Source organism: Litoreibacter halocynthiae (assembly GCF_004365635.1).
GTDB classification, from domain to species: domain Bacteria; phylum Pseudomonadota; class Alphaproteobacteria; order Rhodobacterales; family Rhodobacteraceae; genus Litoreibacter; species Litoreibacter halocynthiae.
This window is the reverse complement of record NZ_SOBH01000001.1, coordinates 895,083-921,715: the sequence shown is the minus strand read 5'-3', so window position 1 is coordinate 921,715 and position 26,633 is coordinate 895,083. Positions and strand designations below refer to the sequence as shown.

Below are 26,633 nucleotides of genomic sequence, written 5' to 3'. Positions count from 1 at the left end.
TAATCATTTTAAAACAGTACCTTATAAATAAGGTAACAATTTACCCCACGAATTTCATGTTACATAGACCATACTCGGCGTGAGGGCCATTCCGCAAAACCAGAATACCAACCACAGCACGATCCCCAATGCTGACAACGCCGCGAGCCGATTACGACCTTTTGATACCGCAAAGATCAACAGCGGCAGCTGTACAATTGTCAAAAGGAAACCCCCGAGCATCAGGAACAACTCAACGCCTACAACAAATCCCACCATCCCCACATCCGTTGCCAACGTGTTTCGCGACAGCAGAACAAACAGCGCGAAAGCAGCCCCCCACACGGCAGGCGAAATCACGAGGGCGTCCAACCGGCTCACACCCCGACTGGGGGAATGGAATAGGTCAACGAGGCGCGCGCCACCGGCTTATCGGGCTCTGCCTCCGAATAGAGCCGCCCTTCTGTCACTGCCAGCACGCGGCCCAGTTTGAGCAGCTCCATACGGCAAAGCAATCTCCCCGGTGCAGGTTTGCGCATGAAGTCGATGGAGCAATTCGTCGTCACCGCCAAGGCGACCGGCCCCAGCACTGACAGGATGCAAAAATAGGCGCAAACATCGGCCAGCGCGAACATGGACGGGCCGGAGACGGTACCGCCCGGCCGCAGGTGCTTCTCGGACGCTGACAAGGCCATGGTCACGAAAGGCGGCGCGATCTCGACAAACTCGAAGTCGTCCGCCACTTGCGTAAAATCACGCAACAGGAACGCCTCCAATGCGGCCTTGTCCATCTTCACTTCCATACTTCCCCCCTGCCCCCGTTCGTCTTAGGCTTTGTGCTTACCGGACCAGATCAAGGGTGGAATGACAAGATGAACGATGCGTTAGTTTTTCGCGCCGATGAAGGCGCTGTTGCACGGCTGACCCTGAACAACCCGTCCAAATTGAACGCATTATCTGATGCTATGCTGGCCGCGTTGCTGTCGGCTTTGGATGAGGTGGCAGAGGATAAAGCTATCCGCGTTGTCATTCTAAATGGCGCAGGCAAAGTGTTTTGCGCAGGCCATGACCTGAAAGAGATGCAGGCGGCCCGTGCCGATAAGGACAATGGCCGCGCAGCTTGGCTAGATCTGTTCGCACGCTGCTCTGCCGTGATGGCCCGCATCCAAAGCCTGCCGCAGCCGGTGATCGCGCAAGCACACGGGATCGCTACGGCGGCTGGCTGCCAATTGGTGGCGACTTGCGATTTGGCGGTTGCAGCACATGGCACTAAATTCGGCGTTAATGGTGTGAATATCGGGTTGTTCTGTTCCACACCAATGGTTGCACTCAGCCGCAATATTCACCGCAAGCAAGCATTTGAGATGTTAACAACCGGTGAATTTGTCGACGCAGAGCGCGCGCGGGAAGTCGGGTTGATCAACCGCGTCGCAACAGGTGATCTGGCCGAGGAGACCATGGAGCTTGCGAAGACGATCGCTGCCAAGCTTGGCTCGGCGGTGCGCATCGGCAAACAGGCCTTCTACGAGCAGGCCCAAATGCCTGTGGCTGAAGCCTATGCCTACGCGGGTGAGGTGATGGCGGTAAACATGGCACTGGATGACACGGATGAAGGCATCAAAGCCTTTTTGGAGAAGCGGAAACCAAGCTGGAGTTAGTGCCACGTCCCTTTTGGATGAAAGGCATGGAAAGCAAACGCGAACATCACATCATGAACGACGTCACGCCCCTGCCCGTCGCGCACCCGAACGGCTCCAACGCTGCGTCCTTTGCCAATCTGGCGACTGTCCAAAGCAGAAGCCTGCTCGCCTTGCCATGACAGCTCTACCCCATGCTCGCGGATGGTTTTTTCCTGGCGCAGACGATCCATTGTCCACGCACGATTGCCGACTCGGATGACGCGGGCCATCGGGTCGATGCTGTTGGGTGGCAGCGCTCCGTCGTAAAGGAAAGGCCGCGCGGCGGTGTCGTACTTCACATAAGGGTTTGATCCGTAATTGTAGCCCGCTAGCGGAGCGTTCAACACAAGCCCGTCAGGGTTCCTGTCTTTGAACGCCTCCCAGCTTTCCATCCAGCTTGGTATTTGCTTGAGCCTGCGCCCTGCAAGTTGACCCACGATGCCCTCGCCCACCGCTTGCTGCCACCAACTTTCGGTTTGGCGGTCATACATGACCATGTCCGAGTTACGCAGGTTGCCGGACACCCCAAATGACAGTGTTCGTCCTGCGAGACGTCGATCAAACACCACACCCGAATTGCACAGCGGGCAGAAGGTCACGGCGATTGGCACGCCGCCCACCACGTCATTTACGATCTCATGGACCATGAAATAACGGATCGGATAGGCGCGTGGACGCTGCCCCGCAAGCTCGACCGTCATAACCGGTTCACGCGGGTTGATGCGGCGTTCGTCCGAGACTTTGAGGAATGTCGGAGCATCAACCGCGGGGATGCCGTCTTTTCCGGGACCACCGGAGCGGATTTCGCTTAGATCCACGGTTGCTTTGGAAAAGTCGGTATTTGGCCATCCCGTCGTCAGAGACGGGCTTTGCGCATGCGCGACAGACATCAACACCATCCAGATAGCGGTCACGACAAATGAAAAACGGGCCATGCTAACTCCTCCCAAAGTAGCATGGCCCGTTCACCGCGGCCTGAACAGCCCCGCTCACGCGGGGTTGATGGCGCGTTAGTCGATGACGCGGACAGCCTTCATTTGATCAGGCGCACCAAGCACAGAGCCATTGGCCCCCTTGCCCAGCTTGATCTGGTCTACCACCTCCATGCCAGAGGTCACCTTACCCACAACGGTATACTGTCCGTTCAGGAAAGAGCCCTCGTCGAACATGATGAAGAACTGGCTATTGGCGGAATTCGGGTTCTGGCTACGTGCCATGCCCACGACACCTCGGTCAAAATTGAGGTCGGAAAACTCCGCGGGCAAGTCAGGACGGCTTGACCCACCGCGCCCCGCGCCGCTGGTGTCGCCACCGGCTTTACCGAATTCAACATCACCTGTTTGCGCCATGAAGCCTTCAATCACGCGGTGGAACACTACGCCGTCATAGGCTCCTTCAGCGGCCAGCGCTGTAATTTGCTCCACATGTTTTGGGGCTACATCTTCGAACAAGTCGATAACGACCGTTCCGTTGGCATCACCGGCAACGTCGATTGCCAGCCCTGTCGCAAAGGCGGGGCTGGCAACCAGAAAAGCGCATACTGCGAGGAGTTTATTCACCGTCGCCACCATCTGCTTCTGCTTCAGGCTCTGCGGCATCATCGTCAGCCGGAGCAGCGGCACCACCGGCATCAGCGGCAACCATCACCGAAATCATGCGGTCCGGGTTCATTGGCGGCTCGCCCCGTTGGATCGCGTCGACATGCTCCATGCCTTCAATCACGCGTCCATAAACGGTGTACTGGCCATTCAAGAAATTATTGTCCGAGAAGTTGATGAAAAACTGGCTATTGGCGGAGTTCGGGTTGGCCGAACGTGCTGCGCCGATTGTTCCACGATCATGCGGCAATTTCGAAAACTCCGCAGGTACGTCAGGCATCTCAGAGCCACCGGTTCCAGCCATACGGATGTTGAAATCTTTCTCCATGTTGCCATTTGCAACGTCACCTGTCTGCGCCATGAAGCCGTCGATGACACGGTGGAAGGCCACATTGTTGTAGGCACCGGAACGTGCAAGCTCTTTCATACGCGCAGTGTGCTGAGGGGCGACGTCAGGCAGCAACTCGATCGCGACTGTGCCACCAGTCAGTTCCATCAGGATTGTGTTTTCGGGATCTTTGATATCGGCCATTTTAGGGCGCTCCTAAGCGTTTTGATTTGGCGACAAACTAGACCAGTGGCGGGCGGTGTAAACCCCCGCCAGAAACGTGGTTACAAGGTTTGCTATCCCAAACGCTCGAGCAAAGCGGCCTTGACCGAAGGTGTGACGAACTTCGACACATCTCCCCCCAATCGCGCGATTTCCTTGACCAGCTTTGATGCGATCGCCTGATGCTGCGCCTCGGCCATCAAAAACACGGTCTCGATGCTGTTATCCATGGCACGGTTCATGCCAACCATTTGATATTCATACTCAAAATCAGCCACCGCGCGCAGCCCCCGGATGATAACGGTTGCACCGACATCCCGGGCGCAATGGATCAGCAGGTTATCAAATGGATGGACGACGATCTCACACCCTGTCTCGCTGCTGATTTTGGCACTTTCGGCCTCGATCATTGCGGTACGTTCTTCCAACGAAAACAATGGTCCCTTGTCGCGATTTATTGCGACTCCGATGACCAGTCTGTCCACCAAAGAGCACCCGCGGCGGATAATATCTGAATGCCCAAGCGTAATTGGATCGAATGTTCCGGGGTATAGTCCAATACGCATAGGTCGGGCCTTTGTTAGTCATCAGCACAACCACGCAACAATATTGCGTGACGAATTGCAAGACGATTGCTGTTCCAATCGCCTTCGTGGATCTCAGGCATTGATACGGAAGCAGTCGCGCTCTGGCTCCCCCCTCCGCATAAGTGCCCCTAGTGCCCCATTATCATGCCTTCTAACGCGTCTTTTTCCATGGCCAATTCGCTTAGGCGTGCCTTCACAACGTCACCCAAAGTAATCAAACCGACCATTTCGCCATTTTCGATCACGGGCATGTGGCGGAAGCGACCATCGGTCATCGTACTCAAAATGGAGTCAGCGCGATCGCTTTTTGAGCAAGTGACAAGTTTCTTGGTCATCATGCTGTCCACGGTTTCCGAGAGACAGCCAGCCCCGCGCTTCCCGATTTCACGCACAATGTCGCGCTCAGACAGAATACCCAGAGCCGTTTTGTTATCCGAGGACACGACCACCGAGCCTATGCGGCGTTCAGACAGCATACCGGCCGCATCGGCGACCGAGGCCTCTGGTCCAATCGTCACAACCCCGTCATCCGCTTTTAGCTTCAATATGTGGCTCACCAACATGTGCGCGACTCCTCTTCTCTTCAAACATTGCGATCTATTCCACCACTGTCGTCGCAACCCTAGCTTTCCGTCAAGTGCGACCTTCCAGCCGCGACACTTCATGCCGCACCCTAACCCCCAGTTCTTGGGCAAAAAATCGAAGGCGGGAGATATTCCGGTCATCCGCATGACGCACCAGATAGAAGCTCCGCTTTAATGAAAACTGATCAGGAAGCACCCTTGTGAGCTCCGGCGCAAAAGGCAGTGCAAAGTCATGACCAATCACCAGCCCCGCGCCGACCCTTGCCCAATTGAGCTGCACAGATGCCGAATTCGATGCGAAATTGGTGCGCGGGCCGCCGATTTCCGACAGGTAGTCCAACTCGGCGTCAAAGATCAGATCGGAGATATAGCCGATCACCTTATGGTTCTTGAGGTCTTCTAGACTGTTCAGCGGTGGCGCCTTTGCAAGGTAGTCCCGGCTCGCCATCAAATGCAGGTGGTAATCCGCAAGTTTTTGACTGGTCAGCCTGCCCGCCGTCGGTGGAGACACGGTGATCGCCATATCCGCCTCGCGCTTTGACAGGTTTAGCACGCGCGGGAGGGCCACGATTTGCACTTCCAGCCCGGGATGGTCCGCGCAGATCGACGCACAGACCTGCGGAAGCAGATAGTTGGCACACCCGTCCGGCGCACCGACCCGAATCTGACCCGTCATCGCCTCTGCACCGCCCGCAGCATCGTCATGGGCGTTCAGGATCGTCGTCTCGACAACCTCTGCGCGCGAGGCCAAACGCTCTCCGGCTTGGGTCAACGCGTAGCCCTGTGGGGATTTCATAAACAGGGTAACGTCGAGCGCCTCTTCCAGACGTGCAATTCGCCGCCCGACGGTTGCCGGGTCCAGCCGAAGGGCCTTGCCCCCGCGCGACAAGCTTTCCGCGCGCGCGACGGCTAGAAAGACCCGTAAATCATCCCATTTCGGCTCCGCCATGATCATACCTACATTTTTGCAAAATGGTTTTGGGAAACTGGCTCTTTTTCTTGCATAAATGCAAGCCTAAGCTGGTGCTGAAATTCAAGGAGGATTCCATGCAAGAGCTTACCCACTATATCAATGGCGCCCATGTCAAAGGTACGTCCGGTCGATTTGCCGATGTCTACAACCCTGCGACGGGTGAAGTGCAGGCCAAGGTTCCGTTGGCCTCCGTCGACGAAATGGACCAAGCCGTACAGGTTGCGGCTGCGGCTCAACCAGCTTGGGCGGCGATGAACCCCCAACGTCGCGCCCGCGTGATGATGAAATTCGTGGATCTCCTGAACCGCGATATGGACAAGCTGGCTGAAGCCCTGTCCCGCGAGCACGGCAAAACCCTGCCCGATGCCGCAGGCGACGTGCAACGCGGTCTTGAAGTGGTCGAATACTGCATCGGCGCACCAGAGTTGCTGAAAGGTGATTACACCGACAGCGCAGGCCCGGGCATCGACATGTATTCGATGAAACAAGCCTTGGGCGTGACGGCTGGTATCACCCCGTTCAACTTCCCGGCGATGATCCCTATGTGGATGTTCGCCCCTGCAATCGTTTGCGGCAACGCCTTCATCCTGAAACCGTCCGAGCGTGACCCGTCGGTTCCGCTGATGTTAGCCGAGTTGATGGAAGAAGCGGGCTTGCCCAAAGGTATCTTGCAGGTCGTGAACGGCGACAAAGAAGCCGTCGATGCGATCCTGCACCACGACGTGATCCAGTCCGTGGGCTTCGTTGGCTCCACCCCGATTGCCGAATACATCTACGCCACAGGCTGCGCCAACGGCAAACGCGTTCAGTGCTTTGGCGGTGCAAAAAACCACATGATCATCATGCCCGACGCTGACATGAACCAAGCCGCCGACGCATTGGTTGGTGCCGGTTTCGGCGCGGCTGGCGAACGCTGTATGGCGATCTCGGTTGCGGTTGCAGTCGGTGATGACACTGCGGACCGGTTGCTCGAAAAGCTGGTGCCGAAAGTGGAAGCCCTGAAAGTTGGTCCCTACACATCCGGCAAAGATGTTGACTACGGCCCCGTGGTCACAGCGGCCGCCAAGGCCAATATCGAGCGTTTGGTGCAAACCGGCATCGACCAAGGTGCCAAGCTGGTTGTCGACGGTCGCGACTTCAAATTGCAAGGCTACGAGGACGGCTTCTTTGTCGGCCCACATTTGTTTGATGGCGTAACCACGGATATGGACATCTACAAGCACGAGATCTTCGGGCCTGTTCTGTCTACCGTGCGTGCAGAAACCTATGAAGACGCGCTGAAAATGGCGATGGACCACGAATACGGCAACGGTACTGCGATCTATACCCGCGATGGCGACACCGCGCGTGACTTCGCAAACCGGATCAACATCGGCATGGTCGGTATCAACGTCCCGATCCCTGTTCCGCTGGCCTATCATACCTTTGGTGGCTGGAAAAAATCCATGTTCGGTGACTTGAACCAGCACGGGCCGGATGCGTTCAAGTTCTACACACGCACCAAAACTGTCACCTCGCGCTGGCCCTCGGGCATCAAAGAAGGCGGCGAGTTCTCGATCCCAGTGATGGAATAGTCGGACAATTTGCGCCCTTGCCTTTTCATGGCGGGGGCGCAAAACTAAACAGACGTTCAGTTCCACGGGAGAAAGACATGGATTTCGCGCTATCCGATGAGCAAACCGCCATTTTCGATATGGCCAAAGCCTTTGGCGACGAGTTCATCGCCCCCAACGCACTCCAATGGGAAAAAGACGAGAATATCCCCAAAGACTTGTGGCCTCGATTGGCCGAGCTAGGGTTCGGCGGCCTCTATGTGTCAGAGGAAAGCGGCGGCTCCGGCCTGTCCCGCCTTGATGCCACGCTGGTGTTCGAGGCCCTGTCGATGGCCTGCCCGTCCGTGGCGGCCTTCCTGTCTATTCACAACATGTGCGCGGCCATGATCGACAAGAATGGCTCCGACGCGCTCAAGGCCAAGTACCTTGAGAAGGCCCTGAATATGGAGACGTTTTTCTCCTATTGCCTGACAGAACCCGGTTCCGGCTCCGACGCGGCAGCGCTGAAGACCCGCGCAGAGCGGACCAACGAGGGCTACGCGCTAACGGGCACCAAAGCATTCATCTCTGGCGGTGGCTACTCCGACGCCTATATCGTCATGGCACGCACAGGGGACGCTGGCCCCAAAGGGGTCTCAGCGGTTGTCGTCGATGACGGCGCTGACGGGCTATCGTTCGGCGGTCTAGAGGACAAAATGGGCTGGCGCGCGCAGCCGACCCGTCAAGTGCAGTTGGACAATTGCGACATTCCAACGGAGAATTTGTTGGGTGACGAAGGCAAAGGTTTCACTTATGCGATGCAGGGCCTGAACGGCGGTCGCTTGAATATCTCAGCCTGCTCCTTAGGTGCCGCGCAGTCTGCATTGAACAAAACGCTGGCCTATATGGCCGAACGTCAAGCCTTCGGCAAATCCATCGACCAGTTCCAAGCCCTGCAATTCCGCCTCGCCGATATGGAAATCGAGCTGCAAGCCTCCCGTGCCTTCTTGCGCCAAGCGGCATGGAAGCTCGACACCGGCGCACCAGACGCAGTGCAACACTGCGCCATGGCGAAGAAGTTCGTTACAGAAGCCGGATCACGCGTGGTCGACGGCTGCCTGCAACTTCATGGCGGATATGGATATCTGGCGGATTACGGCATCGAAAAGCTGGCACGAGATTTGCGCGTGCACCAAATCCTCGAAGGCACAAACGAGATCATGCGCGTGATCGTGGCCCGCCAGATGATTGCAGCATGAGCGACATCTCCATCCGCATCGAAGGCCGCGCAGGCCGGATCACCTTGCAGCGCCCGAAGGCGTTGAACGCCCTCACCTACGATATGGTCTTGGCGATCGAGGCCGCGCTGGACGCGTGGCGCACGGCTGACATCGACCTGATACTGCTCGACGCCGAAGGCGATCGCGCCTTCTGCTCTGGCGGCGACATCGCCGATATGTACAAATCCGGCCAAGAGGGCAATCTGGATTACGGGCGGCAATTCTGGCGCGACGAATACCGCCTGAATGCCAAAATTTTCGAATACCCCAAACCCGTCGTCAGCTTCCTGCAAGGTTTCACCATGGGCGGTGGGGTTGGCATCGGGTGCCACGGCTCTCTTCGCATTGTGGGCGACAGTAGTCAGATCGCCATGCCCGAATGCGGCATTGGACTGGTCCCCGATGTGGGAGGATCGTTGATGCTGGCCTTGGCACCGGGACGTGTGGGCGAATATCTCGGCCTCACCGCGTCGCGTATGGGGGCGGCGGATGCGATCTTTGCAGGTTTCGCCGATGCCTACGCACCGGAAGTGGATTGGCCTGAGTTGAAAGCCGGTATGATTGAAACTGGCAAACTGCCAACACTGGAGACCGCAGTTCCCAAAGGCAGTCTGGAGGACCTGGTTCCTCAGATAGACACCCATTTCGCGGGTGAGACCCTTGGCGACATCGCCCGATCTCTCGCGAATGACAGCAGTGACTTCGCGCATTCAGCCTTTAAGGCGCTCAACCGTAATGCGCCGCTGGCGATGGCGTGCTCGATGGCGATCATTCGACGGTTGAGATCAGCCAACTCGATACGTCAGGCGCTCGACCAAGAGTTCCGCTATACCTATCGCGCTGTGGCGCAGGGCGACTTCATCGAAGGTATCCGCGCGGCGATCATCGACCGCGACCGCGCGCCCAAATGGGCGCATGCGGGCCCGGAGTCAGTGACCGAAATGGATGTAAGCCAAATGCTGATGCCCCTCGGCGGCAATGCTTTGAACTGGAAGGAAATGCCATGAAGATCGGATTTATCGGACTTGGAAACATGGGGGCTCCTATGGCCTCGAACCTCGCAGCCGCAGGCCATGAGGTCACCGGCTTTGACATTGCCAACACCCCGCCTGACGGGGTGGTTGCAGCGAAATCGGTCACCGATGCAGCTACTGACATGGACGTGGTGATCACCATGCTTCCCAATGGCGCAATTCTGCGCAGCGTTGCCGATGATGTCATTCCCGCCATGAAGCAAGGAGCCACATTGCTCGACTGCTCCACAGTCGACGTGGACAGTGCGCGCGCGGTCGCAGACAAGGCCCAAGCCGCGGGCTTGAATGCCGTTGACGCACCAGTATCCGGCGGTATCGGTGGAGCAGCAGCCGGAACGCTCACTTTCATGGCTGGCGGCTCGGAGGAAGGCTTTGCGGCGGTTTCCCCCTTGTTCGATATCATGGGTCAAAAAGCGGTCCATTGCGGCCCGTCCGGAAACGGACAAGCGGCAAAGATTTGCAACAACATGATTCTCGGCGTCACGATGATCGGGACCTGTGAGGCCTTTGCACTTGCCGACAAGCTTGGACTTGATCGCCAGAAAATGTTCGATGTGGTGTCCACCTCATCCGGCTACTCTTGGGTGATGAACGCCTATTGCCCCGCCCCCGGCGTCGGCCCCCAAAGTCCAGCTGACAACGATTACAATCCGGGCTTTGCAGCTGAACTCATGCTCAAGGATCTGCGACTAAGTCAACAAGCCGCAGAATCGTCGGATGCGGACACACCGATGGGCGCCCGCGCGACAGAACTCTATACGCAATTCGTTGAAGAAGAAGACGGCGCAGGGCAGGATTTCTCAGCCATGCTGCCACGGTTTGTGTCGCGCCGACGCGGTTAACCCATCATTGCTTCAAAAATACCTCGGGGAGCGCGAGGGGCTGGCCCCTCGCCCGCCTGACCAAAAATCACAGCAATCGCTTTAAAGCGTCGTGTGATCTTCTAACTTGGGAAAGTGGCGCGGTTGACGGGGCTCGAACCCGCGACCCCCGGCGTGACAGGCCGGTACTCTAACCAACTGAGCTACAACCGCGCATCAGCCTGAATGGGTTCTAAAAGTGCAGCGGTGGCGCGGTTGACGGGGCTCGAACCCGCGACCCCCGGCGTGACAGGCCGGTACTCTAACCAACTGAGCTACAACCGCCCACTGCACGCCTGAACCCTCAGGCGTGGGGGTGGTATTATGTCCCTGCCTCGCCCCCGTCAAGCGGCGATACGACCTGCCGTGCGTTTTTCGACAATTCTGTCAAATCACTCCAGTAAACAGGGAGGCTGACAACGGCATTCCCGAACATTTCATCCGCTTTTGCCTCACCTTCCCGCCCGCCCAACCGGTTGTAGAAAGCTCTGGCGCGCAAATTTCTCTCCACCACAGTCAACCAGAGATCACACGCGCCTATCCGGGCCAACGCGTCTGCGACGTGGGCCATAAGCCGATAGGACACACCGCTTCCCCGCGCCTCCACTAGGACATGCAAATTATCAAGGTAAGGAGCCTTGCCCAAACGCACCGCAGCGAATCCCAACAGGGTGCCAGCGTCGTCGACAGCCCCCCACAGCGCATCCAAAGGTGTCAGTCCTGTGGACCATCGCCGAGTGATGTCAGACGCCATAGGCGCTCCCAAATATTCATCTGGTAGAACACCTGCATAGGTGCCACGCCAGCTTTTTAGCTGCACGGACGCCACAGCTTGCAGATCGACGTTGCCCAATTGGCGAAACGTAACCGCATCGGCGAAGGTGGGCTTACTCGTCATATAAAACTCCGTCGCTTGAATTGGAGCAGTCAGTGCGGGCGGGGGGAATGGTGGGTCGTGAGAGGCTCGAACTCCCGACATCTTCGGTGTAAACGAAGCGCTCTACCAACTGAGCTAACGACCCGACTGGCGATCAATTACCGGAAAGCAGGTAACAACCGCAACCCCAAAACTGGACGTGGTTTCGTGCTTTTTGCAGATTTATTGCAGAACCGCATGCGCTCCGTTGGAAATGTGGAACACGACGCCCTGCCCGCCCGGCAAATCCACCATTCCATCCATCGGCAACCCCAGGGCGACCACGCGCAACATGCGTGACGTTATGCCATGAGTAACGAGGACTGCAGGGCCTTTCAGTGACTGCAAAAACATGTCGCACCGACGGCGCAGCGCGCCGAACCCCTCCCCGCCCTTGGCTTGCTCGTAAAACGCCAAAGGGCCGTCGACGGTCATCTTCGCGTCACCTTCAACCGTCAGCTCGGCGCGCAACCGCCCCTGCCAGTCACCGATATCAACTTCACACAACAGCGGATCAGTCCGGATTTGTGCAGCCGAAGGTGCAAAAATCTCTACAGCAGTATGCAACGCGCGTGTTTGGGGGCTTGAGACAATTTCAAATCCGGTCAGATCGACGGCCTCCAGAATGCGTCTCTGGGTGCGGGCTTGATCAATTCCCTTGGCGGTCAGCGGAGAGTTCAGCCGCCCTTGCATGCGTCCCGCCGCATTCCATTCCGTCTCGCCATGGCGCAGGACATAAAGCTCGGGGAAGCTGTTAGACGACATAACCAAACCTCATAAATGAAGAACGCGCCCTACGGACAAACCGCGGGGCGCGCCAATTCTGGTGGGTGATAAGAGATTTGAACTCCTGACATCTTCGATGTGAACGAAGCGCTCTACCACTGAGCTAATCACCCGTTGGCGGGCGGTTTAGCTTTACTCTGCAGCCTCTGCAAGTGGGTCTTTTGGCGTCTCGGAAGCGGGCTCTTTCAGCTTCGCGCGTAGCACGACCATTTTGCCGTTTGGCGTGTCTTTCGTCCGCGCAATCTTTATCTTACCCAAAGGAGCCAGAGACAGGTTGTTGCCTGCACGCAGTGCCGTCGCCAGCGCTTCCATCGTAGCTTCCAGCGCGCGACGTGCGTCACCCTTCTTCATGCCGCTTTGCGACACCATCAGACCGACCATCTCTTTCTTGGTCATCTCGGGCGCATCGGATTGTCCGCCTGATTGCCCACCGCTCTCGGAGGTCGATGCTGTTTTGGTGGACACGATTTTTGCCTTGGGTGCGGTGTTGGCCGCCGCTTTGGGCGTCGTGCTCGCTGCGCGTGTGGTGGAGCGTTTTGTTTTTGTCGTGCCTGTGGATTTGGACTTGGTCGCCATAAGATTGCTCATTTCCGCAATTGAATAATTAGCGCAACGATACTGCGTTATAGCAAACTGTGCCACATCATTGTTTCCAAATTGGAAATACTGTGGATTTTAAGCCAGCAATCGCGAGTACAACAAAAGCCCGAATTGTTCCAGTTTTCGCGACGCTTCGGGCCATGCAGACGCCCAAGCCAGCCCATCCAGTCCCGAACCCGCCTTCAGGGCGGCAAGGTCACGCCGACCATCAACCCCGGCCAGAACCGCCGCTGCCTGTTTTGGTATTTTCACGACGTGTTTCACCCCGTTCAAGGTAACCGGTATCTGCCCTTTCGCTGCGACAGCCTTTGCCAAGGCGGCACCGGACGCCCCTTTCAGATGTGGAATGGAGCGATCATCTTGCCCCGCCTGCCGCTGCACCGCGCCAGAAGGGCGCGCGTACACAACATGGGTTTTCATCGTCCCGTCCAGCTTTTCGGCCAGCGCCATGGCCTCTACGTCATCCATATTGTCTGGACGCGGCGCGAAGCGGCTTAGATCATAAAGATATGGCTGCGGCACACCCGTCAATGTCAGCCCGGCGGAATTCAAAGCCGCGACAAGTTGGTCAATCTTGAAAGGGCGATCCTGCGAATGAAGCAAGAGGTCATAAAACCCCGCGTCGCTTTGTTTGTGATCCACGAGATTGGGGTTCAGCTTGAACGGGTGACTGCCCGGCAACGCTTCAAACATCGCTTTCGCGCGGACAAGCTGTTCTTTCGGCGGCAGCCCTTTTGTCAGTGTGCCAAACGCTTCTTGCAAGGGATATACACCTGAACGCCCGTAAGGCGCGTAAACCATGAGGCCGATCCCGCCTTCGGGAGCAAGCGCCGCGGCCAGAGCATTGAACCCCTCTTGCGGGTCCGGCAAATGATGCAGAACGCCACAACAATCGATGTAGTCAAAGGGGCCGTAATCTGGCGCATCAAGTAGGCTGCCAGTCACGAAAGTAATGTCCTTCAGCCCTCGTGCCCGAACGCGCGCCTCAGCTATTTTTCGAGAGGCTTCGGAAAGATCAATATAGGTGATTTCGTATTTCTTTCCCGCACTTGTCAGGATTTGTGAAAGTTGGATGAGGGCGTCACCTGTACCACCGCCCGCAACCAGAATTCGCGTTGTTCCCGACCAATCCCGCTGCCCGCCAAACAAGTGGTGATCCAACTCCAACGGATGCGATGGCGACCCCGTGATCAGTCGTTTCTTTTCGTCCGCCGGTTTACGTTCGGGATACGGATACGCCTCGTACTGCGCTTTCACGTCACTCATTAATTTGCCTCTTCACGGGTTATCGGATGGGCCAGAAGTCCCGCTGCCTGCTCCGGCGTCAGGTCCGCCTCGCGCACCAGATAGGTATGAATGGAAAACACGACGGCCTGGGTATCAGGTAGCCGTACCATGCATTGGCGTTCGGAGCGGATAAAGCCTGCCTGCCCCGTATCCCGCAGCTTGTCCGACCCGCGATGTGGGTGATGCAAATCCGGATCCGCATAGACTAACGCATTGCTGCGCATCAAAGGTTGCTCCGCACGGATCGCGGTGAACATGCGCTCAACGCTGCGTGCGATGCTGTCGCCGTATTCAGCGACCGGATCATGGATCGTTGTCAAAGGTTTGTTAAACTTTTCGGCCAAAGACCAACTTGCCGGAAAGCAGAGCAGCGCGCCGATCAGAACATGCGCATCACCTTGCTTTTGCAGAATGACGAAGTCTTCCTGAAACAGCGTTGAAAGCGTCTCGAAAGGCGTTTCAAAGTCAGGCACCACCGTGCGTCCGTCCGGACACAAAATCGCATCACCCGCAACGAAACCATCCGGCAGATGCGCCAGTGCAACCTGCAAAAGCTCCCGTGCCGCCTCCAGACACGTCGGATTATACATCAAGACGGTGTCTCGTCGCTCCGACATCAGTTTTGCTTTGTAAGCCAGCTGCCTCGCATAGGCGTCATCAACTTTCAGCCAGTCACCATATTCCAACGGCATCACCCCCGGTAGGCGGCGCGCGCGCGGGTTAAGCCATGGGGCAAACGGGAGATGGGATTGCAAAATCGGGTCCATATTGCCTTTAACCATCCAAATTCGACATAATCCATGACGTTTTCGAAACAGCGACGTGCTTGAGCTGTCCTCAAACTGGAGGCAACAGGGAGATGCAGGATGAACGAACATTACCGCGACGCGCGCAAGATCGACCCGACGAAGGGCGCTCGTTTGGGTGACGGCAATCTCAACGACAACGACCGCGTCGAGATCGGACCAACCCTACTGGCCTATGGCGAATGGGAGAAAGCGGGCCTTGCTCTACCCAATCTGGAGCGGATGCGGGAATACCGCTGGAAGCGATTGACCCAGCACATCGTTGATCGAGACCTTGGCGGACTGCTGATGTTCGACCCGCTGAATATCCGCTACGCCACGGACAGCACTAATATGCAATTGTGGAACACGCATAACCCGTTCCGTGCCGTCCTGCTTTGTGCCGATGGATATATGGTGATCTGGGACTACAAGAACTCACCGTTCCTGTCGGAGTTCAACCCGCTTGTCCGCGAACAGCGGTCCGGCGCGTCAATGTTCTACTTCTCTAACGGAGACAAGGTCCAGCAAGCCGCATCTACCTTTACAGCCGAGGTAGAAGATCTGATGCGGGAGCATGGTGGGAACAAGCGCATTGCCGTCGACAAGATCATGGTCGCAGGTCTCCGCGCGTTGGAGGCCCGCGGCTTCGAGGTGCATGAAGGTGAAGAAGTCACCGAACATGCCCGCTCCGTAAAAGGCCCCGACGAAATCCTAGCGATGCGCGCAGCTTGCCATTCCTGCGAAATGGCCATGTACGAGATGGAGGATTTTGCACGCATCCAAGGCCCGACGGGGACAGTCTCGGAGGACGACGTATGGGCCGTCCTTCATGCAGAAAACATAAAGCGGGGCGGCGAATGGATTGAAACGCGATTGTTGGCGTCTGGTCCGCGCACAAACCCGTGGTTTCAGGAATGTGGTCCACGCTTGATCCAGAACAACGAGATTTTGGCGTTCGATACCGATCTTGTCGGGGCCTATGGCATCTGTTGTGACATCTCGCGAACATGGTGGATCGGTGACCGGAAGCCCCGCGCTGATATGATCGAGGCGATGAAACATAGCGTCGAGCATATCCAGACCAATATGGAGATGCTGAAACCGGGCGTCTCGCTCAACGAGCTCTCCGCGAATACCCATGCCCTTGACGACAAGTATCAGGCGCAAAAATACGGCTGTTTGATGCATGGTGTGGGCCTATGTGACGAGTGGCCTTTGGTTGCCTACCCTGACAAGCACGTGGACGGGGCCTTTGACTACGAATTGCAACCCGGAATGACCCTGTGCGTCGAGGCTTTGGTGGGTGAAGTTGGTGGTGATTTCTCGATCAAGTTGGAAGATCAGGTCCTGATCACCGAGGACGGGTACGAAAACCTGACCAAATATCCGTTCGATCCGGCATTGATGGGTGAAAGCTGACACAACTGCTCACCTTGCTGTGACAATAGCCTTCCGAACCTTGTTTGGGAGGCTCGGGGGTTACATTCCTTTAGATATGTAATTCGAGCAGGAGCGTGTCTATGGGCATTGAACGCATAAACTTCACCGGCCATTCTGGTGCAACGCTGGCTGCGCGTCTGGATATGCCGGACGGGCCGCATCTGGCAACGGCGCTATTTGCGCATTGCTTCACCTGCTCCAAAGACATTGCAGCGGCCAAGCGCATTTCTGGGCGATTGGCGGGGATGGGGATTGCGGTGCTCCGCTTCGACTTCACTGGCCTCGGCCATTCTGACGGGGAATTCGAGAACACGACTTTCACCTCGAACGTGGATGATCTTTTGCTGGCGGCACAGCATCTCGACAGCATGGAAATGGCCCCCGACCTGCTGATTGGCCATTCGCTGGGCGGGGCTGCGATCCTGAAAGCCGCACCCAAGATCACCTCCGCGAAGGCAGTCGTCACCATTGGTGCGCCGTTTGATCCTGACCATGTCACGCATAATTTCAACGACGCCCTTTCCGAGATAAAAGCGAAAGGCATCGGAGAAGTAATGCTTGGCGGTCGCCCCGTCCGTATCGGGCGGGACTTTGTGGAGGACGTCTCTGCCGAGAGCATTGCCGACTGCATCCGGAACCTGAACAAATCACTTTTGATTTTGCACGCCCCGCTCGACAACACCGTTAGCATCGACAACGCCGCGAAAATTTTTCAACACGCCAAGCACCCGAAAAGCTTCGTCACGTTGTGCCAATCGGACCATCTTATTACCCGTCCCGAAGACGCCGAGTATGTTGCCAACGTGATTGCAGGCTGGGCCTCCCGCGATCTGGATTTACGTCCACCTGCCCCGCCAATCGGTGCGCCGGAGGGTGTCGTGCGTGTCACCGAGGCCGACCCCGACGGGTTCCTTCAAGACATCAATTCGGGGCCGAGCCACCACCTACAGGCAGACGAGCCGCTGGCCTATGGTGGCACCAACCTAGGCATGTCCCCTTACGGGTTGTTGGCGTCTGGCTTAGGGGCTTGCACATCCATGACGATCCGCATGTATGCGCGGCGCAAGAAATGGCCACTGACCCGTGTGTGGGTGGATGTAACCCACAACGCGATGCACGCGCAGGATGCGGGCGGGCCGTCGAAAATCGACCGCTTCAATCGCGAGATCCACTTGGAAGGCGATCTCGACAACGATCAACGGCAACGCTTGATGGAGATTGCGGACAAATGCCCCGTACACAAAACTCTGGAAAGCGGCGCTGAAATCAAGACGGTATTGGCAGACTGATCGACCAGCGATCAGTCGCGCCAGAACCGCAGGTAGTAAAAGGCGAACACAGATTCTACGGCCACGGCCAGAAGAATCCCGATACCAGCCGCACCACGAACCAGTTCAAACAATCCCAGAATGGCCAGTGCCGCCATGATTACGGCGAACGAGAGCGAGACAACCTGCCTGACTTCGTCGCTTTCGGTTTCGGCTGTGATCAAAGCCAACACGGATAACCCCGCAAACAGCATTGCTGCGCGCCGCGCAATGAAGTCCACAGACGGTCCACCCTCAATGGCGAATAGCCAGTAAATCAGGCTGGGAAAGAACAGAAGCACCACGAATAGAGCTGCAAAAATGATAAACGCAATTCTATTCAGAACCTCGAAAGTCATTCAGCCGCGACCTTCTTCTTCGCCTTTTTCGGTAGTGGTTTTTTCGGCTGCAACATCGGCTTGAGGTAGTATCCGGTGTAGGAGCCCTCGACTTCAGCCACCTGCTCTGGCGTGCCGGTTGCCACGACCTGCCCGCCCCCATCGCCACCTTCAGGACCAATATCAATGATGTGGTCCGCCGTTTTGATCACATCCAGATTGTGCTCGATCACAACGACCGTATTCCCCTGATCCACCAGTTCATGCAGCACTTCGAGCAGCTTTTTCACATCCTCGAAATGAAGGCCTGTCGTCGGCTCGTCCAGAATATAGAGCGTGCGTCCGGTGGAGCGTTTTGCCAGTTCCTTGGACAGCTTCACCCGCTGCGCCTCGCCGCCCGAAAGTGTCGTAGCCTGCTGGCCAACCTTGATGTAGCCGAGGCCCACACGCATGAGCGCGTCCATCTTTTCGCGGATGGACGGCACTGCTTTGAAGAACTCTTGCGCGTCCTCAACCGTCATATCCAGCACGTCCGCGATGGATTTGCCCTTGAACTTCACCTCCAAAGTTTCGCGATTGTAGCGCGCACCTTTGCAAGTTTCGCATTCCACATAGACGTCCGGCAGGAAGTGCATTTCGATCTTGATGACACCGTCCCCCTGACAGGCCTCGCAGCGACCACCCTTCACGTTGAAAGAGAACCGACCCGGCTTGTAGCCCCGCGTCTTGGATTCCGGCATGCCTGCGAACCAATCGCGGATCGGGGTGAAGGCCCCGGTGTAGGTCGCCGGATTAGAGCGTGGTGTGCGCCCGATGGCACGTTGGTCGATATCGATAACCTTATCGAGATGTTCCAGCCCTTTGATCGTCTCGCAAGGCGCAGGGGTTTGGCGCGCACCGTTGAGGGTCATCGAGGCGGTCTTGAATAGCGTCTCAATCGTCAGCGTGGACTTACCCCCGCCCGAGACACCGGTCACGCAGACAAACTTGCCCAAGGGGAACTCGGCGGTCACGTTTTGCAGGTTGTTGCCCGTGGCCTTGACGACAGTCAACTTCTTCTTGTTGCCCTTACGGCGCTCTGCCCTAACCGGAATTTCACGCACACCCGTCAGGTAGTCACCGGTGATCGAGCCGCTGGCCGCGACCTCTGCAGGCGTGCCATGTGCTACGACTTCGCCGCCATGCACCCCTGCCCCCGGGCCAATATCGAAGACATAGTCGGCCTCGCGAATGGCTTCCTCGTCATGTTCCACCACGATCACGGTGTTGCCCTGATCGCGCAGGTTTTTCAGCGTCGTAAGCAAGCGGCCGTTGTCGCGTTGGTGTAGACCAATCGAAGGCTCGTCGAGGACATAAAGCACGCCGGTCAGACCTGAACCGATCTGTGACGCCAGCCGGATACGCTGGCTTTCACCGCCCGACAGCGTACCCGCGTTGCGCGACAGCGTCAGGTATTCCAGACCAACATTGTTGAGAAACCCCAAACGCTCGCGAATTTCCTTGAGGATTGCACGCGCGATTTCGTTCTTTTGTTTGGTCAGCGCTGCCGGAACCTTGTCGCACCAGTCAAACGCTTCCTTGATCGACATCTCGACCACTTGCCCCGCATGCAGCCCAGCAATTTTCACCGCCAGAGCTTCGGGTCGCAAACGGTAGCCGTCACAGACCCCGCATTTGCGGTTGTTCTGGTAACGCTCAAACTCTTCGCGGATCCAGTTGCTATCGGTCTCGCGATAGCGACGTTCCATATTGGGAATGACCCCCTCGAAGCTGCGCGTGACCTGATAAACCCGCCCGCCTTCGTCATAGCGGAACGGAATTTCTTCGTCACCGGAACCGTAAAGGAACACCTGCTGCACATGCGCGTCGAGGTTCTTCCATGGTGTGTTCTTGTCAAACTCGTAATGGTTGGCGATCGCTTCTATGGTCTGCAGGAAATACGGGCTTTTGCCTTTTCGCCAAGGGGCCAGCGCCCCGTCATAGAGCTTTAACGTCTGGTCCGGCACCACAAGGCGTTCGTCGAAGAACAACTCGACACCAAGGCCGTCGCATTCAGGACAGGCCCCAAAAGGCGCGTTGAACGAAAACAACCGCGGTTCGATCTCTGGGATGGTAAAACCGGACACCGGACAGGCGAATTTTTCCGAGAAGGTGATGCGCTCCGGCTCGCCCTCTTTCGGGGCCGTCTCAAGGATTGTTATCCCGTCAGCCAGATCCAGCGCCGTGCGGAAGCTGTCTGCCAAACGCGTCTCTAGCCCTTCACGCACGACAATCCGGTCCACGACAACATCAATGTCGTGGCGGAACTTCTTGTCCAAGGTCGGCGCATTGTCCAGTTCGTAGAATTCGCCGTCGACCTTCACACGTTGAAAGCCCTGCTTGGCGAGTTCCATGAACTCTTTGCGGTATTCGCCCTTGCGATCGCGAATGATCGGCGCCAGCAAATACCCCCGTGTCCCCTCCTCCATCGCCATGACGCGATCGACCATATCCTGCACTTGCTGCGCTTCGATGGGTTTGCCGGTGGCCGGACTGAACGGAGTGCCAACTCGCGCAAACAGCAACCGCATGTAGTCATAAATCTCGGTGACGGTGCCAACAGTCGAGCGCGGGTTCTTCGACGTTGTCTTCTGCTCGATGGAAATCGCAGGAGACAAGCCGGAGATGTGATCCACGTCCGGCTTCTGCATCATATCAAGGAATTGCCGTGCGTAGGCGCTGAGCGATTCCACGTAGCGACGCTGCCCTTCGGCATAGATCGTATCAAAGGCCAGCGACGATTTCCCAGAGCCGGACAGGCCGGTGATCACCACCAGCTGATCGCGTGGAATGTCCACATCGATGTTTTTCAGATTGTGCTCGCGCGCGCCGCGCACTTCGATGTTTTTCAACTCGGCCATGGTCCACCCCGGATGCGTTGCGCCACACATAAGCCGTCTGACGGCAGGTTCCAATCGGTTATCAGAACATTAAGAGAACATCTATAGATTTATTTGATCCTCGCGCGCAATAAGACCGTACATCCGATCCCGATTGCGCAAAACAGGGCCATAACGATGCAAACGCCCGCCAACCCTGCTTGATCAAAGACCAGCACAAAGATCGGTGTACCAGCCGTCGTGCCGACATTCCCAAGCTGCGCAATCCCGCCCGTGGCGCGGGCACGGTCTGTAGGTGCCGCGTTGAAATACGGGATTGCCGCGAAAGAGGCCGCAGGGATAAGCGCCATCACAAAGAACAAGCCAAACAGCGGCCAGATCGCGGGGCTCATCAGGTAAACAAGGCCACTCGCGCCGATTGTTAGGACAAACCCTACAACCACCAGTTGGTCCGGTGGAAATCGCTTACCGAGGAACCCACCCCATAAAGTCCCGACAATACTAATGAGCGGCAGTGCAGTAATCGCCCAAACTGTCAGATTCAGCGCGACAGGCAAAACCGCCAGTAGCGAAATGTAGAGGATCGTATACCAGACAAACCCGCCTCCCGCGATCAGAAGGCGCGGTGTTGAATAGATCGTTCGATGCTCTGCAAAGTAGGAAATCGGGACAGGTTTGGCGATGCGCTCCTTGGGCAAAAGCGGGTATAACAGCAAAGCCATGGCCAACATGCCCGAACCATGCGCCACAAACACAACCGACAAACCACCCAAAGCCAACAAGCTCGGCAATAAAACGGCCGTGAGCGCCATGGAGATGCCAAAGAACGAAGCCCAGATCGCCATCACGACCGGACGGTCTTTGTCAGCAGATATGCTTGCCATTAGCGTCGGCGTCGCAACGACAATGGCCAGATGCGACACCCCTTCAGCCGTTCGAAGCAACGCGAAGATCGAAATGTGCGGCAAGGTAGCCTCCAACAGGGATAAAACCCCACCGGCCAGCAATGCAGCAGTTAGCGCGCGCGCCACACCAATCCGTGCAACCACCGAGCCGGCCACGGCACCGAGAAGGATACCAACCATCCCGACGATGGAGATCAAGACCGGAACGAACGCACCACCTTCAGGATAGGTTTCCCGCAGCACAGGCAGGGTGAGCGTCAGTTTGCCGAACTGCGCAGCAGCAAAAAGCCCTGCGACAAGCAGGGCAAACACCAAAACCCAATTTGTTTTTTGAGACGTCATGGCGTCTTCCTGTGCTGCATCGCGGGTCGCGTCAATCTGCATCTACGCACATGGTAAGCGCGCAGGTTTCCCCGCGCGCCAAATAAAATATTATGCGCCGCGCAAGCGGCTCCTTTAAGTCAAGTTTGCCTAGAAGTGAATGGCCCGTCCGTAAGCGTCCAGCACGGATTCGTGCATCATCTCGGACAATGTCGGATGCGGGAAGACCGTGTTCATTAAGTCTTCTTCAGTCGTTTCCAGCGTGCGGCCGACGACATATCCCTGAATTAGCTCGGTCACTTCCGCGCCAATCATGTGCGCGCCTAGCAACTCACCGGTTTTCTCGTCAAAAATCGTTTTGACAATGCCCTCCGGCTCGCCCAATGCAATTGCCTTGCCGTTGCCGATGAACGGGAAGCGACCGACCTTGATCTTGTAGCCAGCCTCTTTGGCTTTCGCTTCGGTAAACCCGACCGAGGCGACCTGCGGGTGGCAATAGGTACACCCCGCAATGCTTTCAGGGCGCACAGGGTGCACGTCGTTTTTGCCAGCGATCAACTCAGCCACCATAACGCCTTCGTGGGAGGCCTTGTGCGCAAGCCATGGCGCCCCTGCAATGTCCCCAATCGCAAAAAGGCCATCGACACCGGTGCGGCAATATTCATCGACGGTCACATGTGTGCGATCAATTTTCACACCGAGGTCTTCAAGGCCAAGCCCTTCAACATTACCGACAATGCCAACAGCCGAGATCACCGTGTCGAACTCGACCTTCTCCACCTTGCCATTTGCCTCGATATGCGCGGTGACTTTGCCTTTGCCGCGATCCAGTTGTTTAACCATGGTCTTCTCCATGATCTTCATGCCTTGTTTGACGAATTGCTTCTTGGCAAATGCCGAAATTTCGGCGTCTTCCACGGGAAGGATACGGTCCATGACCTCGACCACAGTCGTGTCACAGCCAAGTGTGTTGTAGAAGCTGGCAAACTCGATCCCGATAGCTCCCGATCCGATGACCAGCAGCTTCTTTGGCATCCGTTTCGGGGTCAGCGCGTGCTTATATGTCCAGACCAGATCACCATCGGCTTCCAGCCCGGGCAGTTCGCGCGCTCGCGCTCCGGTAGCCAGAACGATGTTCTTGGCCGTCAGCTCTTCAGTGCCTTTGTCGGTCTTAACCGAAACCTTGCCTTTTGCGGGAATCGACGCTTCGCCCATGATCGTGGTGATCTTGTTTTTCTTCATCAAATGACCAATGCCACCAGATAGCTGCCCCGCCACACCACGAGACCGCTTCACAACGGCGTCCAGATCGTAGCTGATCTTCTCGGCCTTCAATCCGAAGTCCTTCGCGCGCTCCATCAGGTGGAACACCTCGGAGGATCGCAGCATCGCCTTGGTCGGAATGCAGCCCCAGTTCAGACAGATACCGCCCAAATGCTCGCGCTCAACAATGGCCACGCTTAAGCCTAGCTGAGCCCCACGGATGGCAGCGACGTAGCCGCCGGGGCCCGCGCCAATTACGATCATATCAAAGGATTTAGCGGCCATGTTTTCTCACTCCAGCGTCGAAATCGAAATAGTTTAACGCTAAACTACTTTTTTGATCCAAATAACGCAACGTGAGAATCTGCCGCAACGTCATGCCCGCCATGCTGGGCTGTTAGCGTCGCCGCGCCTCTAGCTGCGCAAGTGATTGCGCCAAGAGCGCCCCTACCCGTCTGGTTCCCTTTCGCGACAGATGAAAGCCATCCAACGCAAAGTGACTGCGGTTCTTCGGATCAATCGCGGCCTTGGTCCGGACAAGCTCCACACCACGCAGGCGGCTGGCCAACAGTCGCTGTCGCTCTGTCAGCTCCTTTACCACCTTCTCACAGCGCGAAAACAAGTTCGGACGCGCGTTGCCTTCATAATACGCGAGCAGAATGACACGCGGGCCATCGTTCCGGATTTGCTTGGCAAGGTCCGGCAATACCCCGCTCGACGCATCCTCGGAGATTAACTTATCCAGAACGCTGTCGCATCGAGAGCACCCGCATTTGGCCAACAGGTCATTCGCACCGCCATTCATCACCACCCAATTCCAGTTCCCTTTGGAATATTGGGTCGGAATAACGCTTCGTGCGTTGCCTTCGGCACCAGTCAGATAGAGCTTCGCACCAGAGGCCGCGCGGTTCTCGACGTTGCGCTTCGTGCGTTTCGCAAGAATCTGAGGGATCGACGCCCCTTTAAAGCTTTGCCATTCCAACATGCTGTCACCGATGACAAGAATGTCGTCCTTGGCGTCTGCTTCGGCAGGCAACAAAACGGATACGGCAGCGCAGGCCGCCAAAAGAAGGTCGCGAATTTTTGAGATCACTTGTCTAGAATCCTAGCCCGCAGCTTTTAAAGCTTCGACGGTCATCCCGTACCCGCCATCATTGATATAGGCATCTTCGATCTGTGTTGTGCGGCGGTGAAGGGCGTCATTTCGGTACGGAAAGCGGCCAAACTTGCGAATAACCTCGCGATGGGCCTTTGCATGAAGCAAATTTCCCTCGCCCGACTTTGGCATTCGGGTCAAGAACAAGCGCACGCAGCGCTCTTGGTCTGTCACGCTTTCGGAATGCATGAGCGGCAGGTAGAAGAATTGCCGCGCGGGTTCGTCAATCTTCAGGTCCCAATTCTTGCTGATCACCGTTTTTGCCACAGAAAGCGCCAAACGGTCTGATGCGAAGGCTTTCTCTGAGCCGCGGAACATATTTCGTGGAAACTGATCTGTCAGAATAATGTAGGCCAGCACACCACTTGGGTAGGTCATCCAAAGAGAAAGCCCGCCTTCCATAGCACTTTGCCATAAAGGCTCGAACCGGTTGCGGATTTCGGCGTCCAGCGCCTCACCTCCAGCGTACCAACCCTTTTCTCCCTGCTCATCCAGCCAAAATGCAAGGACGTCCTCAGGTGTAGACATGGTAGTTCCTTCCGTGTCGCAGCCCCCAAGTGTTAATAAAAGGTTACAAGCTGCTGGCGAGACCGCAAGTCATTTTTCTGGACTTGATTAACTCGAGGACCCCTCGGCAACACCTTCCGAAGCCTCAGCAATTTCTTCAGCAGCTTCAACGTAAACTTCTTGCGCCAGCTCAGCCAGATAAGGCGTCGATCCCGGGCGCACCGGTGTGTATGGCACCGCCTCGTATTCGTCTTCTTCGGCATAGGCGGATTGGCGACGCGTCATACGATAGGCCGCATAACCAGACGTGGCTGCCATCGTCACCATAATGATCAGCCAGAACCCCTGGGGGCCAAATTGCGTCATCAGCCAACCTGTCAGCACCGGGCCCGCGATTGCGCCCAACCCGTTCACGAACAACAACCCGCCCGAGGCCCCTGCCATATCATCCGCTTCTAGATAGTCATTGGTGTACGCGATCAGCAGCGCGTAGAGCGGGTTGGTCATTCCGCCGATCACAAAGGAACATGCCAGTAGAACGGGGAAATAGTCCCCAAAAACCCAAGCTACCCCAGCAGCCGTTGTCGCCACGACCGACACGCCGAAGATCAAAATGCGTCGGTCCATGCGATCCGAGAGCCAACCAATCGGGTATTGTAGAATCATGGCCCCGACGAAAATCGAAGACACAAAGACCGAAATCTGCGCCACGCTGAAACCGGCTTGGGTGCCATATACCGCGGACATTCCGAACTGCGCCGAAAAGACACCGCCAAGCAGCAGCATCCCCACGACCCCGAGAGGCGAGATTTTATAAAGGTCAGAGAAACTCAGCTGCCGCGTAGTCCCGAATGCAGGTGTCGGAGCGACCGAGAGCAAAATGGGCGCGAACGAGATTGAGACCAGCACGGACGGGATGACAAACAGGATAAACCCACCCGGATCAGCCACGTTCAGAAGGCCTTGCGCTGCGACAATACCGACCATCTGCACAATCATATAAAGCGACAACGCCTGCCCGCGCGTTTCATTTGACGAGGCATGGTTGAGCCAGCTTTCCGCCGTGACGTAAACGCCCGAAAAACAGAACCCGATTATCACGCGCAGAATGATCCATGCGATAGGATCCGTCACGGTTGGATATAATATCAGGGCTGCAGAGATAAACGACCCAAGTGCTGCAAACACACGCACATGGCCAACCCGTTGAATAAATCCAGGGGCAAGCCGAGAACCGCCCAAGAAACCCAAGAAATAGCCAGAGGTAATTAGTGAAAGCTCGAACGTACTGAAGCCCTCAATACCACCACGCACGCCAATCAATGACCCTTGGAGGCCATTGCCAACCATCAGAAACATCATGCCCAGCAGGAGTGCCCACGAGGATTTTAAGACTTCAAACATATTTCGATCCAAATCCTGAAAAGGGCTAAGAAGTTAGTGCTGGGATAGCTGAACATCAGGGCGCATAGCCCCCTATCACC

At 56.6% G+C, this 26,633-nt stretch carries 26 protein-coding genes, 4 tRNA genes and 1 pseudogene; 7 read left to right on the top strand and 24 right to left on the bottom strand.

All coding sequences use genetic code 11. The annotated features are described in order from the left end of the window. Positions 1-54: 54 nt before the first annotated feature. Positions 55-360, bottom strand: coding sequence for a hypothetical protein (locus BDE40_RS04535; protein WP_134013225.1), 306 nt, complete (start codon positions 358-360; stop codon positions 55-57). Beyond that, complete coding sequence (locus BDE40_RS04530) at positions 357-782, bottom strand: PaaI family thioesterase (RefSeq protein ID WP_073141226.1); 426 nt, start codon at positions 780-782, stop codon at positions 357-359. The genes BDE40_RS04535 and BDE40_RS04530 overlap by 4 nt, the downstream gene beginning before the upstream one ends. Before the next feature lie 69 nt (positions 783-851). On the opposite strand from BDE40_RS04530, the gene BDE40_RS04525 reads away from it, so the two are divergent. Next, positions 852-1,637: an enoyl-CoA hydratase gene (locus BDE40_RS04525; protein ID WP_134013223.1), complete on the top strand. Its 786-nt coding sequence runs from the start codon at positions 852-854 to the stop codon at positions 1,635-1,637. Here BDE40_RS04525 and BDE40_RS04520 read toward each other — a convergent pair. From BDE40_RS04520 to BDE40_RS04495, 6 genes and pseudogenes are all read right to left on the bottom strand, one after another. Next, entirely contained in the window at positions 1,634-2,593 is a 960-nt protein-coding gene (locus BDE40_RS04520) for a DUF3179 domain-containing protein (protein ID WP_134013220.1), read from the bottom strand. The two genes, BDE40_RS04525 and BDE40_RS04520, sit on opposite strands and share 4 nt — an antisense overlap. A 75-nt stretch (positions 2,594-2,668) precedes the next feature. After that, positions 2,669-3,229 carry a peptidylprolyl isomerase gene (locus BDE40_RS04515; protein WP_425462393.1) on the bottom strand — a complete coding sequence of 187 codons (561 nt, stop codon included), beginning with the start codon at positions 3,227-3,229 and terminating at the stop codon, positions 2,669-2,671. Between the two features lie 55 nt (positions 3,230-3,284). After that, positions 3,285-3,788 (bottom strand): annotated as a pseudogene (locus BDE40_RS04510) (peptidylprolyl isomerase); the annotation flags it as partial. Between the two features lie 92 nt (positions 3,789-3,880). Then, entirely contained in the window at positions 3,881-4,372 is a 492-nt protein-coding gene (gene coaD / locus BDE40_RS04505; protein ID WP_134013213.1) for a pantetheine-phosphate adenylyltransferase, read from the bottom strand. 149 nt (positions 4,373-4,521) lie between these two features. Continuing rightward, complete coding sequence (locus BDE40_RS04500) at positions 4,522-4,956, bottom strand: CBS domain-containing protein (RefSeq protein ID WP_134013211.1); 435 nt, start codon at positions 4,954-4,956, stop codon at positions 4,522-4,524. A gap of 70 nt (positions 4,957-5,026) precedes the next feature. Next, complete coding sequence (locus BDE40_RS04495; protein WP_134013209.1) at positions 5,027-5,926, bottom strand: LysR family transcriptional regulator; 900 nt, start codon at positions 5,924-5,926, stop codon at positions 5,027-5,029. Positions 5,927-6,024: 98 nt separating this feature from the next. Between BDE40_RS04495 and BDE40_RS04490 the strand changes: the two genes are divergently transcribed. The 4 genes from BDE40_RS04490 to mmsB all read left to right on the top strand — a co-directional run bounded on the left by BDE40_RS04490 (position 6,025) and on the right by mmsB (position 10,638). Next, on the top strand, positions 6,025-7,524 hold the full coding sequence (locus BDE40_RS04490) for a CoA-acylating methylmalonate-semialdehyde dehydrogenase (RefSeq protein WP_134013207.1): 1,500 nt from the start codon (positions 6,025-6,027) through the stop codon (positions 7,522-7,524). Positions 7,525-7,601: 77 nt separating this feature from the next. Further along, entirely contained in the window at positions 7,602-8,741 is a 1,140-nt protein-coding gene (locus tag BDE40_RS04485) for an acyl-CoA dehydrogenase family protein (RefSeq protein ID WP_134013205.1), read from the top strand. Beyond that, positions 8,738-9,769 carry an enoyl-CoA hydratase/isomerase family protein gene (locus BDE40_RS04480; RefSeq protein WP_134013203.1) on the top strand — a complete coding sequence of 344 codons (1,032 nt, stop codon included), beginning with the start codon at positions 8,738-8,740 and terminating at the stop codon, positions 9,767-9,769. The genes BDE40_RS04485 and BDE40_RS04480 overlap by 4 nt, the downstream gene beginning before the upstream one ends. Then, on the top strand, positions 9,766-10,638 hold the full coding sequence (gene mmsB, locus BDE40_RS04475) for a 3-hydroxyisobutyrate dehydrogenase (RefSeq protein ID WP_134013201.1): 873 nt from the start codon (positions 9,766-9,768) through the stop codon (positions 10,636-10,638). The genes BDE40_RS04480 and mmsB overlap by 4 nt, the downstream gene beginning before the upstream one ends. Before the next feature lie 115 nt (positions 10,639-10,753). Here the strand turns inward: mmsB and BDE40_RS04470 are convergent. The 9 genes from BDE40_RS04470 to BDE40_RS04430 all read right to left on the bottom strand — a co-directional run bounded on the left by BDE40_RS04470 (position 10,754) and on the right by BDE40_RS04430 (position 15,027). Beyond that, positions 10,754-10,830, bottom strand: a tRNA-Asp gene (locus BDE40_RS04470). A 34-nt stretch (positions 10,831-10,864) separates the two neighbouring features. Next, positions 10,865-10,941 (bottom strand) — tRNA-Asp (locus BDE40_RS04465). Between the two features lie 37 nt (positions 10,942-10,978). Further along, the gene (locus BDE40_RS04460; RefSeq protein ID WP_162848026.1) at positions 10,979-11,554 is read right to left on the bottom strand and encodes a GNAT family N-acetyltransferase; all 576 of its coding nucleotides are present in this window, start codon (positions 11,552-11,554) and stop codon (positions 10,979-10,981) included. A gap of 48 nt (positions 11,555-11,602) precedes the next feature. Further along, positions 11,603-11,678 (bottom strand) — tRNA-Val (locus BDE40_RS04455). A 77-nt stretch (positions 11,679-11,755) separates the two neighbouring features. Then, positions 11,756-12,337, bottom strand: coding sequence for a histidine phosphatase family protein (locus BDE40_RS04450; protein ID WP_134013196.1), 582 nt, complete (start codon positions 12,335-12,337; stop codon positions 11,756-11,758). A 59-nt stretch (positions 12,338-12,396) separates the two neighbouring features. Next, positions 12,397-12,471: transfer RNA gene (locus BDE40_RS04445), tRNA-Val, on the bottom strand. A 19-nt stretch (positions 12,472-12,490) separates the two neighbouring features. Continuing rightward, a complete protein-coding gene (locus tag BDE40_RS04440) occupies positions 12,491-12,946 on the bottom strand; it encodes an HU family DNA-binding protein (RefSeq protein ID WP_134013194.1) in 456 nt (151 codons plus the stop codon). 87 nt (positions 12,947-13,033) lie between these two features. Continuing rightward, positions 13,034-14,224 (bottom strand): class I SAM-dependent methyltransferase, encoded by a 1,191-nt coding sequence (locus tag BDE40_RS04435; protein ID WP_134013192.1) that lies wholly within the window; start codon positions 14,222-14,224, stop codon positions 13,034-13,036. Further along, on the bottom strand, positions 14,224-15,027 hold the full coding sequence (locus BDE40_RS04430; RefSeq protein ID WP_246030357.1) for a heme-dependent oxidative N-demethylase family protein: 804 nt from the start codon (positions 15,025-15,027) through the stop codon (positions 14,224-14,226). Before BDE40_RS04430 ends, BDE40_RS04435 begins: the two co-directional genes overlap by 1 nt. A gap of 84 nt (positions 15,028-15,111) precedes the next feature. Between BDE40_RS04430 and dddP the strand changes: the two genes are divergently transcribed. Beyond that, the gene (dddP, locus tag BDE40_RS04425) at positions 15,112-16,452 is read left to right on the top strand and encodes a dimethylsulfonioproprionate lyase DddP (RefSeq protein WP_134013190.1); all 1,341 of its coding nucleotides are present in this window, start codon (positions 15,112-15,114) and stop codon (positions 16,450-16,452) included. Between the two features lie 101 nt (positions 16,453-16,553). Then, complete coding sequence (locus BDE40_RS04420; protein ID WP_134013188.1) at positions 16,554-17,762, top strand: bifunctional alpha/beta hydrolase/OsmC family protein; 1,209 nt, start codon at positions 16,554-16,556, stop codon at positions 17,760-17,762. A gap of 11 nt (positions 17,763-17,773) precedes the next feature. On the opposite strand, the gene BDE40_RS04415 is transcribed toward BDE40_RS04420, so the two are convergent. The 7 genes from BDE40_RS04415 to BDE40_RS04385 form a co-directional block, all read right to left on the bottom strand. Further along, positions 17,774-18,139 carry a hypothetical protein gene (locus tag BDE40_RS04415; RefSeq protein WP_134013186.1) on the bottom strand — a complete coding sequence of 122 codons (366 nt, stop codon included), beginning with the start codon at positions 18,137-18,139 and terminating at the stop codon, positions 17,774-17,776. Beyond that, positions 18,136-21,018, bottom strand: a complete 2,883-nt coding sequence (gene uvrA, locus BDE40_RS04410) for an excinuclease ABC subunit UvrA (protein ID WP_134013184.1) — start codon at positions 21,016-21,018, stop codon at positions 18,136-18,138. The genes BDE40_RS04415 and uvrA overlap by 4 nt, the downstream gene beginning before the upstream one ends. Positions 21,019-21,107: 89 nt before the next feature. Next, positions 21,108-22,244, bottom strand: a complete 1,137-nt coding sequence (locus tag BDE40_RS04405; protein WP_162848025.1) for an MFS transporter — start codon at positions 22,242-22,244, stop codon at positions 21,108-21,110. Positions 22,245-22,373: 129 nt separating this feature from the next. Continuing rightward, entirely contained in the window at positions 22,374-23,771 is a 1,398-nt protein-coding gene (gene lpdA / locus BDE40_RS04400; protein ID WP_134013180.1) for a dihydrolipoyl dehydrogenase, read from the bottom strand. A gap of 112 nt (positions 23,772-23,883) precedes the next feature. Continuing rightward, positions 23,884-24,579 carry an SGNH/GDSL hydrolase family protein gene (locus tag BDE40_RS04395; protein WP_134013178.1) on the bottom strand — a complete coding sequence of 232 codons (696 nt, stop codon included), beginning with the start codon at positions 24,577-24,579 and terminating at the stop codon, positions 23,884-23,886. A gap of 12 nt (positions 24,580-24,591) precedes the next feature. Continuing rightward, positions 24,592-25,170, bottom strand: coding sequence for a DUF924 family protein (locus BDE40_RS04390; RefSeq protein WP_134013176.1), 579 nt, complete (start codon positions 25,168-25,170; stop codon positions 24,592-24,594). Positions 25,171-25,257: 87 nt separating this feature from the next. Beyond that, entirely contained in the window at positions 25,258-26,553 is a 1,296-nt protein-coding gene (locus BDE40_RS04385; RefSeq protein ID WP_134013174.1) for an MFS transporter, read from the bottom strand. Positions 26,554-26,633: the final 80 nt, after the last annotated feature.

Coding starts and splice junctions, on each gene's coding strand:
- BDE40_RS04530 (WP_073141226.1), bottom strand. CDS start 782: ATGGAAGTGAAGATGGACAAGGCCGCATTGGAGGCGTTCCTGTTGCGT.
- BDE40_RS04525 (WP_134013223.1), top strand. CDS start 852: ATGAACGATGCGTTAGTTTTTCGCGCCGATGAAGGCGCTGTTGCACGG.
- BDE40_RS04520 (WP_134013220.1), bottom strand. CDS start 2,593: ATGGCCCGTTTTTCATTTGTCGTGACCGCTATCTGGATGGTGTTGATG.
- BDE40_RS04515 (WP_425462393.1), bottom strand. CDS start 3,229: ATGGTGGCGACGGTGAATAAACTCCTCGCAGTATGCGCTTTTCTGGTT.
- coaD (WP_134013213.1), bottom strand. CDS start 4,372: ATGCGTATTGGACTATACCCCGGAACATTCGATCCAATTACGCTTGGG.
- BDE40_RS04500 (WP_134013211.1), bottom strand. CDS start 4,956: ATGTTGGTGAGCCACATATTGAAGCTAAAAGCGGATGACGGGGTTGTG.
- BDE40_RS04495 (WP_134013209.1), bottom strand. CDS start 5,926: ATGGCGGAGCCGAAATGGGATGATTTACGGGTCTTTCTAGCCGTCGCG.
- BDE40_RS04490 (WP_134013207.1), top strand. CDS start 6,025: ATGCAAGAGCTTACCCACTATATCAATGGCGCCCATGTCAAAGGTACG.
- BDE40_RS04485 (WP_134013205.1), top strand. CDS start 7,602: ATGGATTTCGCGCTATCCGATGAGCAAACCGCCATTTTCGATATGGCC.
- BDE40_RS04480 (WP_134013203.1), top strand. CDS start 8,738: ATGAGCGACATCTCCATCCGCATCGAAGGCCGCGCAGGCCGGATCACC.
- mmsB (WP_134013201.1), top strand. CDS start 9,766: ATGAAGATCGGATTTATCGGACTTGGAAACATGGGGGCTCCTATGGCC.
- BDE40_RS04460 (WP_162848026.1), bottom strand. CDS start 11,554: ATGACGAGTAAGCCCACCTTCGCCGATGCGGTTACGTTTCGCCAATTG.
- BDE40_RS04450 (WP_134013196.1), bottom strand. CDS start 12,337: ATGTCGTCTAACAGCTTCCCCGAGCTTTATGTCCTGCGCCATGGCGAG.
- BDE40_RS04440 (WP_134013194.1), bottom strand. CDS start 12,946: ATGAGCAATCTTATGGCGACCAAGTCCAAATCCACAGGCACGACAAAA.
- BDE40_RS04435 (WP_134013192.1), bottom strand. CDS start 14,224: ATGAGTGACGTGAAAGCGCAGTACGAGGCGTATCCGTATCCCGAACGT.
- BDE40_RS04430 (WP_246030357.1), bottom strand. CDS start 15,027: ATGGTTAAAGGCAATATGGACCCGATTTTGCAATCCCATCTCCCGTTT.
- dddP (WP_134013190.1), top strand. CDS start 15,112: ATGAACGAACATTACCGCGACGCGCGCAAGATCGACCCGACGAAGGGC.
- BDE40_RS04420 (WP_134013188.1), top strand. CDS start 16,554: ATGGGCATTGAACGCATAAACTTCACCGGCCATTCTGGTGCAACGCTG.
- BDE40_RS04415 (WP_134013186.1), bottom strand. CDS start 18,139: ATGACTTTCGAGGTTCTGAATAGAATTGCGTTTATCATTTTTGCAGCT.
- uvrA (WP_134013184.1), bottom strand. CDS start 21,018: ATGGCCGAGTTGAAAAACATCGAAGTGCGCGGCGCGCGCGAGCACAAT.
- BDE40_RS04405 (WP_162848025.1), bottom strand. CDS start 22,244: ATGACGTCTCAAAAAACAAATTGGGTTTTGGTGTTTGCCCTGCTTGTC.
- lpdA (WP_134013180.1), bottom strand. CDS start 23,771: ATGGCCGCTAAATCCTTTGATATGATCGTAATTGGCGCGGGCCCCGGC.
- BDE40_RS04390 (WP_134013176.1), bottom strand. CDS start 25,170: ATGTCTACACCTGAGGACGTCCTTGCATTTTGGCTGGATGAGCAGGGA.
- BDE40_RS04385 (WP_134013174.1), bottom strand. CDS start 26,553: ATGTTTGAAGTCTTAAAATCCTCGTGGGCACTCCTGCTGGGCATGATG.